This is a genomic window from Novosphingobium sp. HII-3 (genome assembly GCF_002916655.1).
GTDB classification, from domain to species: Bacteria; Pseudomonadota; Alphaproteobacteria; order Sphingomonadales; family Sphingomonadaceae; genus Novosphingobium; species Novosphingobium panipatense.
The window spans coordinates 55,817-71,021 of the sequence record NZ_PPSM01000036.1 but is presented as its reverse complement, the minus strand read 5'-3'; the positions used below and the strand labels follow the sequence as shown (position 1 = coordinate 71,021).

The following is a 15,205-nucleotide window of genomic DNA, read 5'->3' as shown; positions in this document are numbered from 1 at the left end:
AGGGAGGACGAACCGGGCTTACTTGCCCTGCTTTTCGAAAGCTGCGGTGATATCGATGCGGGTCCGGTCGCTGACTGCGGGGACATACTTGCTCACACCGAAATCGCTGCGGTTGATCACGCCCGAGGCATCGAACCCCACCGTATAGGCCTTGTTCATCGGGTTCACCCCTGCGGCCTTGAACGTCGCCTTCAGGGTGACCGGCCGCGTGACGCCATGGAACGTGAGGTTGCCCGTGATATCCGCCGTGCGATCGCCGGTACGCACCACTCTGGTGGAAACGAATCGCAGGGTGGGATACTTCGCGGCGTCGAACCAGTCAGCGCTGACCAGTTCCTGATCGAGCTTCGCGTTGGTGGTCGAGACGGTAGCCACCGGAACCGTCACGTCGAGCTTGGCTGTAGCAAGGTTCGCAGGATCGAGCGTGAGCGATCCCTTGGCACCGGGCAGCGTGCCGAAGAAGTCGTTGATACCAAAGTGCTCAACCGTGAACCGTACAAGCGAGTGCGCGCTGTCCAGCGTGTACTGCCCAGCCTGCACGGCCGCTGCGTTAGTGTTGGCCTGCTGCGCGACGATCGGCGCCGCTACGACGAGCGACAGAGCTCCGAGAGTGGATGCGAGGATGCGTTTCATTCGAAGTTCTCCTACGAGAAACATGCGTTAGACGGGCCATCCTGTTCCCAGAACGTGTTCAAACAAGACAGTCCGACAAAGCTGTTTCACATGTTCGGATTACTAGAACAAGCTAAGGTGCATATGCCCCGCCGAGCCACTGCCTGACGGTGAACGCCAGCAGGAGCACAGCGACCATGAAGGCCAAGAAGAAGATCGCGATCCAGGGCATGAAACCAACCCGCTCGATGTCGGCGCGGCGCTGCCTGCGATAGTCCCCGATCCAGGCCACTGTCGCCAGGATCATCGCGCAACTGCAAAGCCAAGGGGCAAGAAAAGAAATATCCATACCTCGCCTTGCCCTTCTGCCGAGCAGAGTTAAAGCGGCCTTCCGTGACCGCTTGCTCTACCCCCAACAAATCCGACCGGCCCTCTGACCGCCCAATGCGCGCAATCGGACTGCGGTTAGCGGCAATGGTTGCTCTTGCGACCATGTTCATGCTGGCAAAACTTGCAGGCGAAGCGGGAGTATCCGTTGCCGAGATCGTCTTCTGGCGGCAGGGAATGGCTGTGCCCATCATCCTCGGCTGGCTTGCGGCGACCGGGCAACTCACCGCAATACGCACTCGCCGGCTTAGAAATCATGCCCTGCGCGCCACGACGGGTACCCTCGGTCTTTGCTGCAATATTGGCGCTGCGACGCTGTTACCGTTGTCCCTTGGAACAACCCTCGGGTTCACCGCCCCCCTGTTCGCCGTCCTCGTGACGGCATTCGTACTGCGCGAGCGGGTGGGCCCGTGGCGCTGGACGGCCGTCCTCCTTGGCTTTTTGGGGGTAATTGCGATCGCGCAGCCATCGGGCCAAGCCATGCCTGCGATCGGCGTGGCCGCTGGCCTCGGTGCAGGTTTGGTGGTTGCTATCGTCAGCTTTCAGATCCGCGATCTGTCACGGACAGAAACGCCGATCGCCTGCGTGTTCTGGTTCTCCTTCTTCGGCGCTCTCATGGCAGCCTTCCTTCTCCCGATATACGGGAGCGCGCATGGCACGCGAGAATGGCTGCTCCTGTTCTCGATCGGGCTCGCCGGCACCATAGCGCAGTTCCTCATCACCTCTGCCCTGCGGTTCGGTCAAGTGGCAACGGTTGTGGTGATGGACTACACGACGCTCATCTGGGCGACGCTGTACGGCTGGGCGATCTGGGGGCACCTCCCTTCGGCGTCGATGTGGCTCGGCGCACCGATGATCATCGCTGCGGGCTTGATCATAACCTCGCGCGAGCACTTCCTGTCGCGCCGGGTGTCGCCGGCCTCGGCACTGGACGAGAGTGCGACCCGAGATATTCAGGGAACCTGATCTTTTACCATGTGTTCTGGACCCTGCGCGGCGTGGCTGCACCCGCGCGTCCCTGGAAAAGGAATTCGGACATGGTCAAGAAGCTGGTTCTAGCTCTCGTAGCTGGTGGGATCGTGATGTCGGCCTCGGCCTGCAACACCGTGAAGGGCGCTGGTCGCGACGTAGAGTCGGTCGGCCAGGCGGGACAAGACGCCATCAACTGACGCACTGCAGGCGGTCACGACAAGGGAGCCGCGGTTCCGAGCCGCCTGCAATTCGCCTGTTTCGGGGCAGGCGTTCACCTCCACCGAGGCGGTTGAATGCCGGAGTGGACTGCTGCCGCAGTTAGTGGGCGGGAAGGTATCCCTACCTTCCCGCCGTTTACGCGCTTATCTTCCGCCGACTTCGCTACGCGATGGCGTTCCGGCTGCTGCAGCATCGCCTCGCCACACCAGAACCGGCTTACGTGCTGCCAGCGTCTCGTCAAGACGGCGGCGCGGCGCAAAGTGGGGCGCGGAGTGCAGGCTTTCGTCGCCCGCCTTGGCACGTTCGGCCAGGCTGCGGAGCGAGGTGATGAAGCGGTCCAGCCCCGCCTTGCTTTCCGTTTCGGTCGGCTCCACCAACATGGCACCCTTCACGACCAGGGGGAAATAGACCGTCATGGGGTGGAACCCTTCGTCGATGAGCCCCTTGGCGATGTCGAGCGTGGTGAAGCCTTCGGCAAGACCGGCATCGCTGAACAGCGCCTCATGCATGCACGGGCCACTTGCGGCGAAGGGTGCCGGAAGCAGGTCGTCGCAAGCCCGCAGGACATAGTTGGCGTTGAGAACCGCGTCCTCGGCAACCTGACGAAGGCCGTCCGCGCCATGGCTCAGGATATACGTCAGAGCACGTGTGAACATGCCCATCTGGCCGTGGAACGCCACCATGCGTCCAAACGCCTGTGCATGGCCTTCACCCGCATTCTCCTCCTCGACCAGACGCAGCGATCCGTCCGCCCCACGCGTCACGAAGGGGAGCGGCGCAAAGGGAGCCAGTGCCTCCGAGAGGACTACTGGGCCCGCGCCCGGTCCACCGCCGCCGTGCGGCGTAGAAAAGGTCTTGTGAAGGTTGATGTGCATGGCATCAACGCCAAGGTCGCCCGGACGAACCTTGCCAACGATCGCATTGAAGTTTGCCCCGTCGCAGTAGACGTAGCCACCCGCCGCGTGAACCGCATCCGCAATCTCGCGCATGTCCGGTTCGAAAAGGCCGCAGGTGTTAGGGTTCGTGATCATCACCCCTGCCACGTTCGGTGCCAGTTTCGCCTTGAGAGCTTCAACATCCACTCTTCCGGCCGGAGTGGCGGGAATGGTCTCTACCTTGAAGCCTGCGAAGGCGGCCGTGGCCGGGTTCGTGCCATGCGCGCTCTCCGGCACCAGCACCACGTCGCGCGTTTCACCACGTGCGTCCAGGGCAGCGCGGATGCACAAAAGACCGCAGAGTTCACCATGTGCACCCGCCTTCGGGCTCATGGCCACCGATGCCATTCCCGTCAGCTTCATGAGCCAGTCAGCCAGCTGTTCGATGACTTCGAGCGCTCCCTGCACCGTCGTCTGAGGCTGCATCGGGTGTACGTCGGCGAATCCCGGCAGCCGGGCCATCTTCTCGTTAAGGCGCGGGTTATGCTTCATCGTGCAGGACCCGAGCGGAAACGGCCCCAAATCAATCGCGTAGTTCTGTCGCGATAGGCGGGTGTAGTGACGGACCACCTCGGGCTCCGTCAGGCCCGGCAAGGCAGGCGCCTCGCTTCGAAGGAACCGGGCAAGCCCTTCTATGGGGGAACGGTCCGCATAGTCGATGTCGACACCGCACTTGTCGGCTGCGCCGAGCTCGAAGCTGAGGCCCTCTTCAAGTATCAGGCCGTAATCGCCTGAGGACGTTGTATTTTCCGCTCTTTCCGCCTGACCCAGCGAGGGGCGCCAACCGGCAGCGTTGGGGGCGCTCATGCATTGCCTCCTGCAAGAACGGCTTCCAGCGCTGTGGCGAAAGCCTCTATATCTTCATCTGTCGTGGTTTCGGTCGCAGCGACCAGGAGACCTTTGTGCAGACCGTCCGCAACCGGGAACAGCCGACCCAGCGAAACGCCGCCGAGAACCTGCCTGTCTGCCAGCGCGCGAACGACTTCGCGCGCGTCGCGCGGAAGAACCACTGTGGCCTCGTTGAAGTACGCTGTGTTGAGCACCCGCACGCCCGGAATCCTCGCCAGGCGCTCGAACGTGGCTTGAGCCTTGGCATGATTCACGACGGCGAGTTGAGCCAGCCCCTCACCGCCAAGCAGCGTCAGATGGACACTGAAAGCCAGCGCGCAAAGACCCGAGTTGGTGCAGATATTACTTGTCGCCTTTTCGCGACGAATATGCTGCTCCCGCGTGGAAAGGGTCAGGACGAAGCCGCGCTTGCCTTCCGCGTCGACGGTCTGGCCGCATAAGCGGCCGGGCATCTGCCGAACGAACTTCTCGCGACACCCGAAGAGCCCGAGGTAAGGTCCGCCGAACTGAAGTCCCACGCCCAGCGACTGTCCTTCGCCGACGACGATGTCAGCGCCGAGCGCGCCCGGCGCCTCGATGAGCCCAAGCGCGACCGGTTCGGTGACGACCGCTATGAGCAAGGCACCCTTCGCGTGTGCCGCCTCCGCGATGGCGGCAAGATCGGGGATACGACCCAGAACGTCGGGGTATTGCACTACGACACAGGAGGTTTGGTCATCGATGCTGGCGATGACCTCATTGTCGTCCGGCTCGGCGACCAATTCGGGGGAGAGACTGACGATGTCATCCCTGGTGAACTTCGCCATCGTGCGAACCACTTCGGCGTAATGAGGATGCAAGCCCCCGGACAGAATCGCACGGCCCTTGCGGGTCACACGAGCTGCCATCAGAATGGCTTCCCAGCATGCCGTCGAACCATCGTACATGGATGCGTTAGCGATATCGGTCCCGAACAGGCGCGCAACTTGAGTCTGGAATTCAAAGAGAACCTGCAAGGTCCCTTGCGCAATCTCAGGCTGATACGGCGTGTATGCGGTCAGGAACTCGCCGCGCTGGATCAAGTGGTCAACCGACGCCGGGACGTGATGGCGGTAAGCGCCAGCGCCAAGGAAGAACGGAACGGAGCCAGCGCTGATGTTCTTGGCAGCCAGAGCAGTCATGTGGCGTTCGACGGCCATTTCGCTGGCATGCGCTGGCAGACCGTCGATCGGCGCGGTCAGACGTGCGGCGGCGGGAACGTCGACGAACAGATCGTCCACGGATCGTGCGCCGATGGTTTCAAGCATGGCTGCCCGATCGGCCGGGGTTAGCGGGAGATATCGCATAAGGCGTTTTCCTGAATGAACTTCAGTTCGTAGCTGCCCTTGACGAGGGCGGGCACTTTTATAGACGAGGCGCGGAAAGAGCCACGGTCGTCAGCCCACGACGTCCTCCCGATCGGCGCGCAATCGGGAGGACGAACCCGTCAGAGACTTTCGAGGTAGGCCTGGTACGCTGCCTCATCCATGAGGGCGCCAAGCTCCGATGCATCGCCCAGGGTCACGCGGAACAGCCAACCTCCGGTCTCCGCCTCGGTGTTCACCAACTCGGGCTGGTCTTCCAAGGCCGCATTCACCTCGGCGATGGTTCCGGAGACCGGGGTGTAGACGTCCGATGCAGCCTTGACGGAGTCCACGACGGACACGGAATCGCCTTTGGCGACGGTCGCACCCTCTGCGGGGAGATCGACAAAGGTGATGTCGCCAAGCTGGCCCTGCGCGTAATCGGTAATGCCGACTGTGCCGAGGTCACCTTCGACTTCGATCCACTCGTGGTCTTCGGAAAAATAGCGGGTCATGGAAAGCTCCTCAGCGATGATAACGGTGGGGGACGAACGGCATCGACACGACCTTGGCGGTCAGCGTCTTGCCGCGCACCTCCACGATCAGTTCGGCACCCTCCGCCGCATGTGCGGTGTCGACGTAAGCCATGGCAATCGGCTGTTGCAGGGTGGGAGAGAAACCCCCGGAAGTGACAACGCCACTTTCCTGATCTGCAACAAAAATTTTTGCTCCTTCGCGAGCAGCCATACGCCCTTCGAGCATGAGGCCGACGCGGCGACGAGATGTGCCATTCGCGAAGTCCGCGAGCACCCGCTCCGCCCCGGGGAAGCCGCCTTCAATCCGACGCCGCTTGTTGACGGCGAACTTGAGCTCTGCGTCCACGACGCTCGTTTCAGGTTTAAGATCATGGCCGTAAAGCGGCAGGCCCGCTTCAAGCCGGAGACTGTCACGAGCACCCAGCCCAATCGGCTTCACCTCCGGCTCGCTGCAGAGAAGATCGGCAACCTGGGTCGCAGCCGCCGCGGGTATGGAGATTTCAAAACCGTCCTCGCCCGTATAGCCCGAGCGACTGATCCAAGCGTCAACACCGGCGAGCTGGAACGCTGCGCCCTTCATAAAGGTCAGCGATGACAGCGGGATGTCGCCCGAAGCGTGTCGCTCCAGCGCGGCGAAGGCCTGCGGCCCCTGCAGCGCCAACAAGGCGCTTTCATCAAGGTGATTGAGGTTTACCTCATCCGGCAGAAGCTCGCGCAACGTGCCAATATCGTCCCACTTGGTGGCGCCGTTCACCACTAGGTAGAACCCGGTTTCCCAGCGGGTGACCATAAGGTCATCGAGGATGCCGCCGTTCTCGTCCAGCAGTAGCGAGTACCGCACCGCTCCACTCTTCAGCGTAGACAGATCGATTGGCAGCGCCGCTTCGATTGCCGCTTCAAGGGCTTGCGTGTCGCCCTCCTCGCTCGAGATGTAGAGCTGGCCCATGTGGCTCACGTCGAACAGACCAGCGTTCTCTCGAACCCAGAGGTGCTCGGCCATGATGCCTTCGTACTGGACGGGCATATGGTAGCCGGCGAATTCGACCATGCGACCGCCTTTATCGCGATGCCAAGCATCAAGCGGCAAGTTGAGCGGGGCGAGTTCCTCCACGCCATCTTCATCGGTAACAGGGTATTCGCTCAAGACACGACTCCGCGCGCAGACATGGTACACCAGATACGGTGCCCCCTCTGTCACGGAAACCTGAGAGCTTCCCCAACATACCCCGGATGAGATGAGTTGGGTTACACCGTCGGCGGCCACGCATCGGATGGAAGCGGGGCACTTTCCAGAGGCTCGCTTTCGACGCTGCGCGGTCCTTTTGCCTGAGAGATTCCGGGGCGGTTGCTCCTTCGGCGCCTTCCCGACGAATCGGTCTGGTCTCTCCCGCGCGTGTCAGCGAGTGCCGACAGCCTTGGGTGAGCGCCTCGCGCAAGTCAACGTTGCGATGGCGCAACCGTCGGCGATAAAGATTGAAACGAGGTTTAGGATGTTGATCCGGCGGCCTGGGTCGGCGGCGGTGCCGGATTTCATTTGCGGCTGGCCGCCTGCACGATCGCGTCAAACTCGTGAACAAACCTGCCTTCCACGGGTTGCTCGGCCAGACTTACAATCGCTTTCGCCACATCGGATGCGCGGATGGAACGATAGCGGCGCAGAGGCCCATGAAACAGGAGCGCTCCGACAGCAGGAGCCGTCAATTGCCCCAGCCGCTCCAACGGACGTGACTGGCCTCTTCGACCGCGAAGCAGGCTTGGTCGCAGCACGTCGAGGCGTTTCAACGGCAAGCGTGCAAGTGCATCCTCCGTCTCGCCCTTTACCTGCAGGTAAAAGCTGCGGCTTTGTCGGTCAGCGCCCACCGATGAAACGACGATCATGTGCGTGATACCGGCTGCCACGGCACCTTCAGCCACGTACCGGACGAGATCATGATCAATGGCTCGGAACTGCGGTCTGCTGCCCGCAGCCTTCATCGTCGTTCCCAAGGCGCAGACAAGAACGTCGGCCCGGGACTCGCGGATGAGGCTGGGCCAGTCGATTGGCTCCCCTGCCAGGAACTCGGCACCAGGAGGAACTGTTTCGCTGCGCCTGCGCCCGACCCCCACCACGTGAACGTCATCGCGCCCTGTGCAATGCTGCATGATGGCTGAACCAACCAGTCCGGTCGCGCCGACCAGGCAGATGCGACGTAGCTTCGAATTCATCACTATCAGACGTTGCTCAGGCCTTCGGTCGTGCGCCCGTAGATCTCGGCATGGCGCGCGATGGCGAAACGATCGGTCATGCCGGCGATGTAATCCGCTATGTGGCGACTGCGGGCCGGTTCGAAGCGCGGCATGGTATCGATCCAGCTGTCTTCCATCAGAACCGTCTCCTGAGAATAGGCAGAATAGAGTTCCGCCAGCAGCGCCCGTGCGCGGCGCGCCGTCTCCAGTTGCTCCGGGTGATGGTACAGACGATCATACATGAACCGCTTGAAGGTTCGTTCGGCCTCGGCCATTTCCGGCGAAAAAGCCACGAGCGCCCTCCCCGCCGCACGTACATCATCGACGCTTTTGATCCCGACGAGGTTGTCGCGCGTCTGCGCCACAAGATCGTTCACCATGACACCGATCTGCGTGCGGATCAGTTCGGCAAGCTGGCGGTCCAGCGGAGCGTTGGGATAACGCCGCTCCACCTCTTTCCAGTGATCCCGAACGAAAGGTTGAGCGAGAACCTCTTCCAGTTCGAGGAATCCAGCTCGCAGCCCGTCATCGATATCGTGATTGTCGTAAGCGATATCATCCGAGAGAGCGGCAACCTGAGCCTCAAGCGACGCGTGCGTTCCCAAGTCCAAGTTGTAGGCAGCGTCCAGTTCGGCCAGCGCCCAAGTCGGCTGAAGGACCGGCCCATTGTGTTTGGCAAGCCCTTCCAATGTCTCCCAGGTCAGGTTCAGGCCATCGTGCTCGCAATACGGACTGTCGAGGCGCATCAACGTGCGCAGTGTGTGAGCGTTATGGTCGAAACCGCCCGCCTTGTGCAGCGCCGCGTTCAGCGCGTCCTCTCCGGCATGCCCGAAGGGCGGGTGCCCGATGTCGTGGGCCAGAGCCAAAGCTTCTGTAAGATCTTCATCGAGGTGGAGGATGCGTGCGATCACGCGCGCGATCTGTGCCACCTCAAGGCTGTGCGTCAGCCGGACCCTGTAGTGATCCCCGTCCGGCGCCACAAAGACCTGGGTCTTGTAACGCAAGCGGCGGAAGGCGATCGAATGGATGATCCGGTCCCGATCCCGCTGGTACGGGCTTCTTTCGCCACGAGGCAGGCCGTTCTCGATGGAGAACTCCCGCCCACGAGTGCGGGCGGGGTTGGAGGCGTAAGGGGCCAAGGCATGTATGAAGGTCAAGCGCGCGGGCTCCGCGAAGGCGAATGGTAACTGCTTGCCTCGCCCTAGCGGGTTGAACTGTCACCGCACAAGAGCACCGCCACAGGGCCGGGGCCGAAACGGATGAGCCTCAGGAGGCGATGATGCCCACGACCATGGCGACGATGACGACAGTGATCGCAGCACCCCAGGTCGAAGCTTTCACGAAGCCATTATAGGTCTGCGTTGCAGACTTGATGTCGTGTCCGGACGCCATTGTCTCTTCACCCCAAAACTGTTTACCTGTTCCGCAGCCTTAGCGTTACGATTACATGCGCTCAAGCACCAAGAGAGAACATCGCGGAAACGCAGCATCCACACCGCCGGGTCCAGCACACCAACCGACAGGCCGGCACTTAACAGCGTCTTTACCCATTTCCCTTAAGTGGTCTCATTCGTAACCAGAGGCGGTAGAAACGGCGACACCCATGGCGGATCTTGATCAGCGCCTCCTCATGCTCATCGACGATGAACCCGCGCAAAGCCGCCTTATCTCCGCGCTGGCATCTCGCGAAGGATGGCGGACGCTCATCGTGCGCGATGCCGAAACCGCGATCGCCACTCTCGGTACGCGGCAGGGCATGCAGCTCTCGGCCATCATCCTTGACCAGGGGGTGCCGGGTGACGAGGCCTGCGCGCTGATCTCGGAGCTCAAGTCCCGCCGGCCGGCCCTGCCGATCCTGATGCTGACGACGAGCACCTCCCCCGTGCTTGCCGTCGAGGCCATGCGTGCGGGCGCGACCGACTATCTCGTAAAGCCGGTCGCTCCTGATCGCCTGATGCACGCCCTGCGTTCGGCCACGACGCAGGAAGCACCTCGTGACGAGCTGGCGCCGTTAACCGAGAAGATGCCGTCGAACCCCGATTTCGAATCGATGATCGGCGCCGCGCCCAACTTCCGCAAGGCTCTGGCGGTGGCGGCGAAAGCCGCCCGGGGGCACGCGCCTGTTCTCATCGAAGGGGAAAGCGGATCAGGCAAGGAGATGCTGATCCGGGCCATGCATGCGGCATCCCCGCGTGCCCGCATGCCGCTTCGGATCATCAACATTGAAGGGGTTCCTGCGAACTCGATAGAATCGGTTCTTTTCGGCCATGAGAAAGGCGCATTCCCCGGCGCGTTCGATCGCCAGGTCGGCGCACTCCAACACTGCGACGGCGCTACCCTGGCGCTGGATGAGATCGACCGCCTTCCTCCCGCCGTGCAGGAGCGCTTGCTTGAAGCGGTGAAGAAAGGGGACTGCCGCCCGATCGGTGCGCGCCACTCCTTCCGCGTTGACGTGCGCCTTATCACCGCCAGCAACCTGCCGCTGGCGGACCTGGCGGACCAGGGCCACTTCGATCCGGAACTGCTCGCCGCTCTCTCACCGACGAAAGTGACGCTGCCGCCTTTGCGGGAACGAACCGGAGACATCCCTGCCCTTGCCCGTTTCTTCCTGGCGCGGATCGGTGAACAGCCGGGTCTGCGCGAGCTTGGCATCACTGACGGCGCCCTCTCTCTGCTGGCCGCTTACGACTGGCCCGGCAATGTACGCCAGTTACAGACCGTTCTGTTCCGCGCAGCTGTGTTCTGCGAGGGGGACGCCCTGACGTCCGAAGATTTCCCCCAGCTTGTGAACATCTTGGGCACAACCTTATCCACAGCCCCTGCGATGCCCGAAAGTGCCGGCGTGATGCTCTACACGCCGGATGGTCATCTGCGGCCGCTGGAGGAAATCGAAGCGGATGTAATCCGGCTGGCCATTGGCCTTTACCGCGGCAGAATGACGGAGGTGGCCCGGCGCCTGGGCATTGGTCGATCCACGCTTTATCGCAAGCTCTCTGAACTGGGGATCGACAACGCTGCCTGAAGCTGCTGCTTGGGTAGAGTCGAAAGGCAATTGCCGGACCGCGTGAGCAGCCCGGCAACGCAGTTGCGGGTTGTTGGTTTAGAGATTTTCGATGTAAACAGTTGGCACGCGATAACCACGCTTCGCCATCGCCTTTACGTACGTTCCGCGTTCGTGGCGCAGTTCGGTGCCGTATTCCTCCCAGGCGTCCCGCTGATCCTCGATGTCGCTGGCGTGGCGAAGGTCGGACGAGAGTTCCTTCTGAGTCTCGTTCACATTGGCCCGATAGTTGAACCAGTGCTTGCCCTCGATCCCGCCGATGGGCGATCGAATGATACGATCCTCCTCAGCCCGGGCCGCCGTCTCCTCATACATGGTCGGGACAACGGCGATGGCGGTTACAGGTGCAACGGCAAGGGCCAGCGCGGCGGCGCGAAGAATGGTGGTCTGCTTCATGGGTTAACCCCTTTTCTGCTTTCCATGCGAAGCGGAATTGCCTCGCTCAGAAGTGAAACGGGGATAAGGGCGTTTTGCGTCAACTGACGTGACGAAAGGAGCCCCGAATGCGGCAATTTGACACGGGCGCGCTTTCATGAGCCGCTCGTTCATCCCGCAGAAACCCTGGGTTCATCGAGGCGCAAGCTTACGCATCGGGTGTGCAGGAGAAATCCGTCAGAGCCGCATCCCGCAGACCGCGCCAAACCTGGACAGCCTGTATTGTCTCCCGGACATCATGCACTCTGAGGACATGCGCCCCTGCATCCATGGCCTTGACGGCAAGAGCCAAGGATCCACCAAGCCGCTCATGCGCGGGGGCCTCATTCGACAGAGCACCGATCATTCGCTTGCGGCTGACGCCGACGAGAAGCGGATGACCGAGCGCGTGGAAGAGAGGGAGGGCATTGAACAGCGCCAGATTCTGCGCCAGCGTCAGGCCAAAGCCGAACCCGGGGTCAAGGAGGATGCGATCACCCGGTACGCCGGCGGCGAGGCACGCATCGCGCCGGGCGGCAAGCCAGTCGAACACATCAAGCGCAACATCGTCGAAGTCGCCGCCGGTGTGAAGATCGTCTCCCGGACCGGGAGCGTGCATCAGCACCACAGGTGCAGCAGCCGCCGCGGCCAGTTCCAAACTTCTTGGATCGTATCGCAAGGCCGACACATCGTTGAGAATGTGCGCTCCCGCAGCGAGCGATGCCTGCATCACGGCGGGGCGGCGGGTGTCCACGCTTATCGCCGCACCCATGGCGGCAAGACGTTCCACCATGGGGATCACCCGCTTGAACTCATCCCCTTCCCAGACCGCGGCAGCCCCCGGCCGAGTGGACTCGCCGCCAACATCGATGATCGCCGCGCCGCTTTCGAGCATGGCTGAGGCGTGAGCCGAGGCATTTGCCGCGTCGTCGAGGAACTTGCCTCCGTCGGAGAAGCTGTCCGGTGTCATGTTCAGGATGCCCATGACCTGCGGCTGCTCGAAGCGAATGACGCGTGTGCCACATTGGAGAGGACCGTGAACCCTGCGCAGGTTAGCCCATTGCCTCTCCGCCGATGCTCCAAGATCATCCGGCAGCGCCACCAGCGCCTGGGGCATTTCGGCGGACGATACGCGGGACCGGGAGATCGTGCGCCGTCCATCCCGCACGATGATGGCGAAGCGATTGGCCCAGACCATCGTACCGGCTAAACGGATTGCCTCCCCGTCCTCGCTCTGAGGGCTCTCGGCCATGCCGATCGGGCGGATGTAGATCTTGCGTGTCATCTCAGGCGCCTGCCGGGAGCGGAACAATATCGAACAGCATCGACGTCATGATTGACCCGATTGACCCGGGCACGGAGTTCCCAGCGCGATGGCTCATCACGGCTCCGTGGCGAGGAGATACAACTGGCGGATCGCGTCGACAGGCTTGACCTCGCCCTCATGCTCCAGATGCCAGAAGGTCCAGCCGTTGCATGACGGCGCCCCCTGCAGATCCTTGCCGACACCATGGATCGAGCCGCTGACATCTCCCGCCAGAAGCGACCCATCGGCTCGCACCGTTGCGACGTGACGCCGCTTTTTGTCGAACAGCCGCGTTCCCGGTTCGATCCATCCCGTTTCAACGAGCGTGCCGAACGCCACCTTGGGCGCTGAACGCTTCGACTGCATCGTCTTGAGCGCACTCTCGTCCAAAGGCAGCGCCATCTCGATACGTTCGAGCGCTGCTTCACGGTAGTCGCTCTCCCGCTCGCAGCCAATCCATTCGCGGCCCAGACGCTTGGCTACGGCACCGGTGGTGCCTGTCCCGAAGAAAGGATCGAGAACCACGTCGCCCTTGTTGGTCGTGGCCAGCATCACGCGGTACAGCAGCGCTTCCGGCTTCTGCGTCGGGTGAACCTTACGTCCTCCCTTCTTGAGACGCTCGGCACCGTTGCAGATCGGCAGGACCCAGTCGGAACGCATCTGCAGTTCGTCGTTGAGCGTCTTCATGGCGCGGTAGTTGAAAGTGTACTTCGACTTCTCACCCATGCTCGCCCAGATCAGCGTCTCGTGCGCGTTGGTGAAGCGGGTGCCTTTGAAGTTCGGCATCGGGTTGGCTTTGCGCCACACGATGTCGTTCAGGATCCAGAACCCCATGTCCTGCATGATCGCGCCGAGGCGGAAGATGTTGTGGTACGAGCCGATCACCCAGAGCGAACCTTCCGGCTTCAGCACGCGGCGCGCTTCGGTCAGCCAGTCACGCGTGAACTGGTCGTAGGCGGCGAAGCTGGAGAACTTGTCCCAGTCGTTCGTCACGGCATCGACGTGGCTGCCGTCCGGCCGCGCGAGATCGCCACCAAGCTGCAGGTTATACGGAGGATCGGCGAACACCATGTCGACGCTGGCGTCGGGAATGGTGCGCATCGCTTCAATACAGTCACCCGGGATGATGTGGCCGAGCGGAAGCAGCTCCTTCGGGGTCGGCGCAGGCGCCTTTGCCCGAATGCGTTCCTTGACCAAAATCTGCCCCATGACTGCTCCGATAAACTGTGGATATGCCTTTAGGGTGATTCATCCGGGACTCTGCGTCAAGCCGCGACTCGCGGAAAAACCTCGTGATTCACCTGTTCAGCAACGGGGGAACAAAAGGAATCCGACACAAGATATCAGCGCGTCCGAATCACGATGACTCAAGATGTGGTGCATGCTGCCGCCGGCTTGAGGTGGATAACTTTTTTGATGAGCCCCGCCAGTCGTCTCAAACCATTGCACCTTTGGCAACTGCACTGCGGAACCATGCATTTGCCGCAACAACTCTGCACCGCCAAATGGGGCTGCATGCTGCAATGCAGCAACAACCCCTTACGTGTGAGTTTGCCATGTTTTCGCTGATTTCACTTTATTTCGCCTACCGCCGCGACGTCGTGCTCGCTGAACGCTACATCGCAGGGTCCGACATCCACGCCCTGTCGACGAACACGGGACCGGCCGCTTCTCCGACTCCAGTAGAAGTCGAAGCCAAGCGGCTTCCACTCGCAGCCTGAGCTGCGCGTCCCGGCGCCTAGATAAGTAGCTGCAGCTGCGCCACGGGCGCAAAGCTGCGGCGATGGTGCAAGGTTGGACCATGTTGCCGCAGCGCAGCGAGGTGCTCGGGCGTGCCATACCCGGCATTTCGCTCCCACCCGTAATGCGGGTGTTGCGCGGCCAGATCGCGCATCATACGGTCGCGATGCTCCTTGGCTATGATCGATGCCGCTGAGATACACGGCTCGATCGCGTCGCCGCCTACGATTGCACGTGCGTTCCACCGCCACTCATCCCGCCGACCTGCGGGAGTCATGTTCCCGTCGACGAGGACTTCTCCGGGCTCCTCGCCCATTGTTTCACATAAAGCCTGGACCGCCCGCGTCATCGCGAGCATCGTGGCGCCAAAGATGTTGAGGCGGTCGATCTCGTCCACCTCGACGACGCCAACTGCCCAATGGCACCGTCGCTTGATCCGCTCCTCCAGTTCGGAGCGACGGTTTGCCGACAGCTTCTTGGAATCATCAAGCCCTGCGGGGCGGGGCTTGCACAGGACAACGGCGCCTGCCACCACCGGTCCGGCGAGCGGACCACGCCCGGCTTCGTCAACGCCGATCGTGTACCGTTTCGTGTCACCGGAACTTGTGAAACAGGAAAGCATTGGC

17 protein-coding genes and 2 riboswitches are annotated in these 15,205 nt (G+C 62.0%); of the genes, 4 read left to right on the top strand and 13 right to left on the bottom strand.

The annotated features are described in order from the left end of the window. Positions 1-18: 18 nt before the first annotated feature. Together C2R25_RS13320 and C2R25_RS13315 are read right to left on the bottom strand one after the other, a co-directional pair. A complete protein-coding gene (locus tag C2R25_RS13320) occupies positions 19-633 on the bottom strand; it encodes a YceI family protein (RefSeq protein WP_103729678.1) in 615 nt (204 codons plus the stop codon). 112 nt (positions 634-745) lie between these two features. Further along, on the bottom strand, positions 746-919 hold the full coding sequence (locus C2R25_RS13315) for a hypothetical protein (protein ID WP_233203982.1): 174 nt from the start codon (positions 917-919) through the stop codon (positions 746-748). Between the two features lie 137 nt (positions 920-1,056). Here C2R25_RS13315 and C2R25_RS13310 point away from each other — a divergent pair, with 137 nt between their 5' ends. Both C2R25_RS13310 and C2R25_RS13305 read left to right on the top strand, forming a co-directional pair. Further along, entirely contained in the window at positions 1,057-1,965 is a 909-nt protein-coding gene (locus C2R25_RS13310; protein WP_103729676.1) for a DMT family transporter, read from the top strand. 71 nt (positions 1,966-2,036) lie between these two features. Further along, the gene (locus tag C2R25_RS13305) at positions 2,037-2,168 is read left to right on the top strand and encodes an entericidin A/B family lipoprotein (protein ID WP_103729675.1); all 132 of its coding nucleotides are present in this window, start codon (positions 2,037-2,039) and stop codon (positions 2,166-2,168) included. 165 nt (positions 2,169-2,333) lie between these two features. Here C2R25_RS13305 and gcvPB read toward each other — a convergent pair whose 3' ends face one another. The 7 genes from gcvPB to C2R25_RS13270 all read right to left on the bottom strand — a co-directional run bounded on the left by gcvPB (position 2,334) and on the right by C2R25_RS13270 (position 9,450). Continuing rightward, on the bottom strand, positions 2,334-3,932 hold the full coding sequence (gcvPB, locus tag C2R25_RS13300) for an aminomethyl-transferring glycine dehydrogenase subunit GcvPB (protein WP_103729674.1): 1,599 nt from the start codon (positions 3,930-3,932) through the stop codon (positions 2,334-2,336). Further along, a complete protein-coding gene (gene gcvPA / locus C2R25_RS13295; RefSeq protein ID WP_103729673.1) occupies positions 3,929-5,299 on the bottom strand; it encodes an aminomethyl-transferring glycine dehydrogenase subunit GcvPA in 1,371 nt (456 codons plus the stop codon). The genes gcvPB and gcvPA overlap by 4 nt, the downstream gene beginning before the upstream one ends. A gap of 140 nt (positions 5,300-5,439) precedes the next feature. Further along, positions 5,440-5,811, bottom strand: coding sequence for a glycine cleavage system protein GcvH (gcvH, locus tag C2R25_RS13290; protein WP_103729672.1), 372 nt, complete (start codon positions 5,809-5,811; stop codon positions 5,440-5,442). 10 nt (positions 5,812-5,821) lie between these two features. Then, a complete protein-coding gene (gene gcvT, locus C2R25_RS13285) occupies positions 5,822-6,976 on the bottom strand; it encodes a glycine cleavage system aminomethyltransferase GcvT (protein WP_103729671.1) in 1,155 nt (384 codons plus the stop codon). Positions 6,977-7,013: 37 nt separating this feature from the next. Further along, positions 7,014-7,135, bottom strand: a riboswitch (glycine riboswitch). 1 nt (position 7,136) lies between these two features. Continuing rightward, positions 7,137-7,232, bottom strand: a riboswitch (glycine riboswitch). A 130-nt stretch (positions 7,233-7,362) separates the two neighbouring features. Continuing rightward, positions 7,363-8,037, bottom strand: a complete 675-nt coding sequence (locus C2R25_RS13280; RefSeq protein WP_103729670.1) for an NAD(P)H-binding protein — start codon at positions 8,035-8,037, stop codon at positions 7,363-7,365. A gap of 5 nt (positions 8,038-8,042) precedes the next feature. Further along, positions 8,043-9,206, bottom strand: a complete 1,164-nt coding sequence (locus tag C2R25_RS13275) for a deoxyguanosinetriphosphate triphosphohydrolase (protein ID WP_199183843.1) — start codon at positions 9,204-9,206, stop codon at positions 8,043-8,045. Positions 9,207-9,324: 118 nt separating this feature from the next. Next, positions 9,325-9,450 carry an aa3-type cytochrome c oxidase subunit IV gene (locus C2R25_RS13270; RefSeq protein WP_103729669.1) on the bottom strand — a complete coding sequence of 42 codons (126 nt, stop codon included), beginning with the start codon at positions 9,448-9,450 and terminating at the stop codon, positions 9,325-9,327. A gap of 211 nt (positions 9,451-9,661) precedes the next feature. Between C2R25_RS13270 and C2R25_RS13265 the strand changes: the two genes are divergently transcribed. Then, positions 9,662-11,080 (top strand): sigma-54 dependent transcriptional regulator, encoded by a 1,419-nt coding sequence (locus C2R25_RS13265; RefSeq protein ID WP_103729668.1) that lies wholly within the window; start codon positions 9,662-9,664, stop codon positions 11,078-11,080. Between the two features lie 78 nt (positions 11,081-11,158). Here the strand turns inward: C2R25_RS13265 and C2R25_RS13260 are convergent, their stop codons facing one another. The 3 genes from C2R25_RS13260 to C2R25_RS13250 form a co-directional block, all read right to left on the bottom strand. Beyond that, positions 11,159-11,515, bottom strand: a complete 357-nt coding sequence (locus tag C2R25_RS13260) for a hypothetical protein (protein ID WP_103729667.1) — start codon at positions 11,513-11,515, stop codon at positions 11,159-11,161. Positions 11,516-11,702: 187 nt separating this feature from the next. Next, positions 11,703-12,818, bottom strand: coding sequence for a dihydropteroate synthase (folP, locus tag C2R25_RS13255; RefSeq protein WP_103729666.1), 1,116 nt, complete (start codon positions 12,816-12,818; stop codon positions 11,703-11,705). Positions 12,819-12,914: 96 nt separating this feature from the next. Next, positions 12,915-14,048 carry a site-specific DNA-methyltransferase gene (locus C2R25_RS13250; RefSeq protein WP_103729665.1) on the bottom strand — a complete coding sequence of 378 codons (1,134 nt, stop codon included), beginning with the start codon at positions 14,046-14,048 and terminating at the stop codon, positions 12,915-12,917. A gap of 83 nt (positions 14,049-14,131) precedes the next feature. Here C2R25_RS13250 and C2R25_RS20250 point away from each other — a divergent pair, with 83 nt between their 5' ends. Beyond that, positions 14,132-14,560: a hypothetical protein gene (locus C2R25_RS20250; RefSeq protein ID WP_146049667.1), complete on the top strand. Its 429-nt coding sequence runs from the start codon at positions 14,132-14,134 to the stop codon at positions 14,558-14,560. A gap of 17 nt (positions 14,561-14,577) precedes the next feature. Here C2R25_RS20250 and C2R25_RS13245 read toward each other — a convergent pair whose 3' ends face one another. Next, the gene (locus tag C2R25_RS13245) at positions 14,578-15,201 is read right to left on the bottom strand and encodes a ribonuclease HII (protein ID WP_103729664.1); all 624 of its coding nucleotides are present in this window, start codon (positions 15,199-15,201) and stop codon (positions 14,578-14,580) included. Between the last annotated feature and the right edge of the window lie 4 nt (positions 15,202-15,205).

Bases quoted from the DNA above. Each gene is read 5' to 3' on its own strand.
- C2R25_RS13320 (WP_103729678.1), bottom strand. From the start codon at position 633: ATGAAACGCATCCTCGCATCCACTCTCGGAGCTCTGTCGCTCGTCGTA.
- C2R25_RS13280 (WP_103729670.1), bottom strand. From the start codon at position 8,037: ATGAATTCGAAGCTACGTCGCATCTGCCTGGTCGGCGCGACCGGACTG.
- C2R25_RS13310 (WP_103729676.1), top strand. From the start codon at position 1,057: ATGCGCGCAATCGGACTGCGGTTAGCGGCAATGGTTGCTCTTGCGACC.
- C2R25_RS13245 (WP_103729664.1), bottom strand. From the start codon at position 15,201: ATGCTTTCCTGTTTCACAAGTTCCGGTGACACGAAACGGTACACGATC.
- C2R25_RS13315 (WP_233203982.1), bottom strand. From the start codon at position 919: ATGATCCTGGCGACAGTGGCCTGGATCGGGGACTATCGCAGGCAGCGC.
- folP (WP_103729666.1), bottom strand. From the start codon at position 12,818: ATGACACGCAAGATCTACATCCGCCCGATCGGCATGGCCGAGAGCCCT.
- C2R25_RS13305 (WP_103729675.1), top strand. From the start codon at position 2,037: ATGGTCAAGAAGCTGGTTCTAGCTCTCGTAGCTGGTGGGATCGTGATG.
- C2R25_RS13260 (WP_103729667.1), bottom strand. From the start codon at position 11,515: ATGAAGCAGACCACCATTCTTCGCGCCGCCGCGCTGGCCCTTGCCGTT.
- gcvPA (WP_103729673.1), bottom strand. From the start codon at position 5,299: ATGCGATATCTCCCGCTAACCCCGGCCGATCGGGCAGCCATGCTTGAA.
- C2R25_RS13250 (WP_103729665.1), bottom strand. From the start codon at position 14,048: ATGGGGCAGATTTTGGTCAAGGAACGCATTCGGGCAAAGGCGCCTGCG.
- gcvPB (WP_103729674.1), bottom strand. From the start codon at position 3,932: ATGAGCGCCCCCAACGCTGCCGGTTGGCGCCCCTCGCTGGGTCAGGCG.
- gcvH (WP_103729672.1), bottom strand. From the start codon at position 5,811: ATGACCCGCTATTTTTCCGAAGACCACGAGTGGATCGAAGTCGAAGGT.
- C2R25_RS13265 (WP_103729668.1), top strand. From the start codon at position 9,662: ATGGCGGATCTTGATCAGCGCCTCCTCATGCTCATCGACGATGAACCC.
- C2R25_RS13270 (WP_103729669.1), bottom strand. From the start codon at position 9,450: ATGGCGTCCGGACACGACATCAAGTCTGCAACGCAGACCTATAATGGC.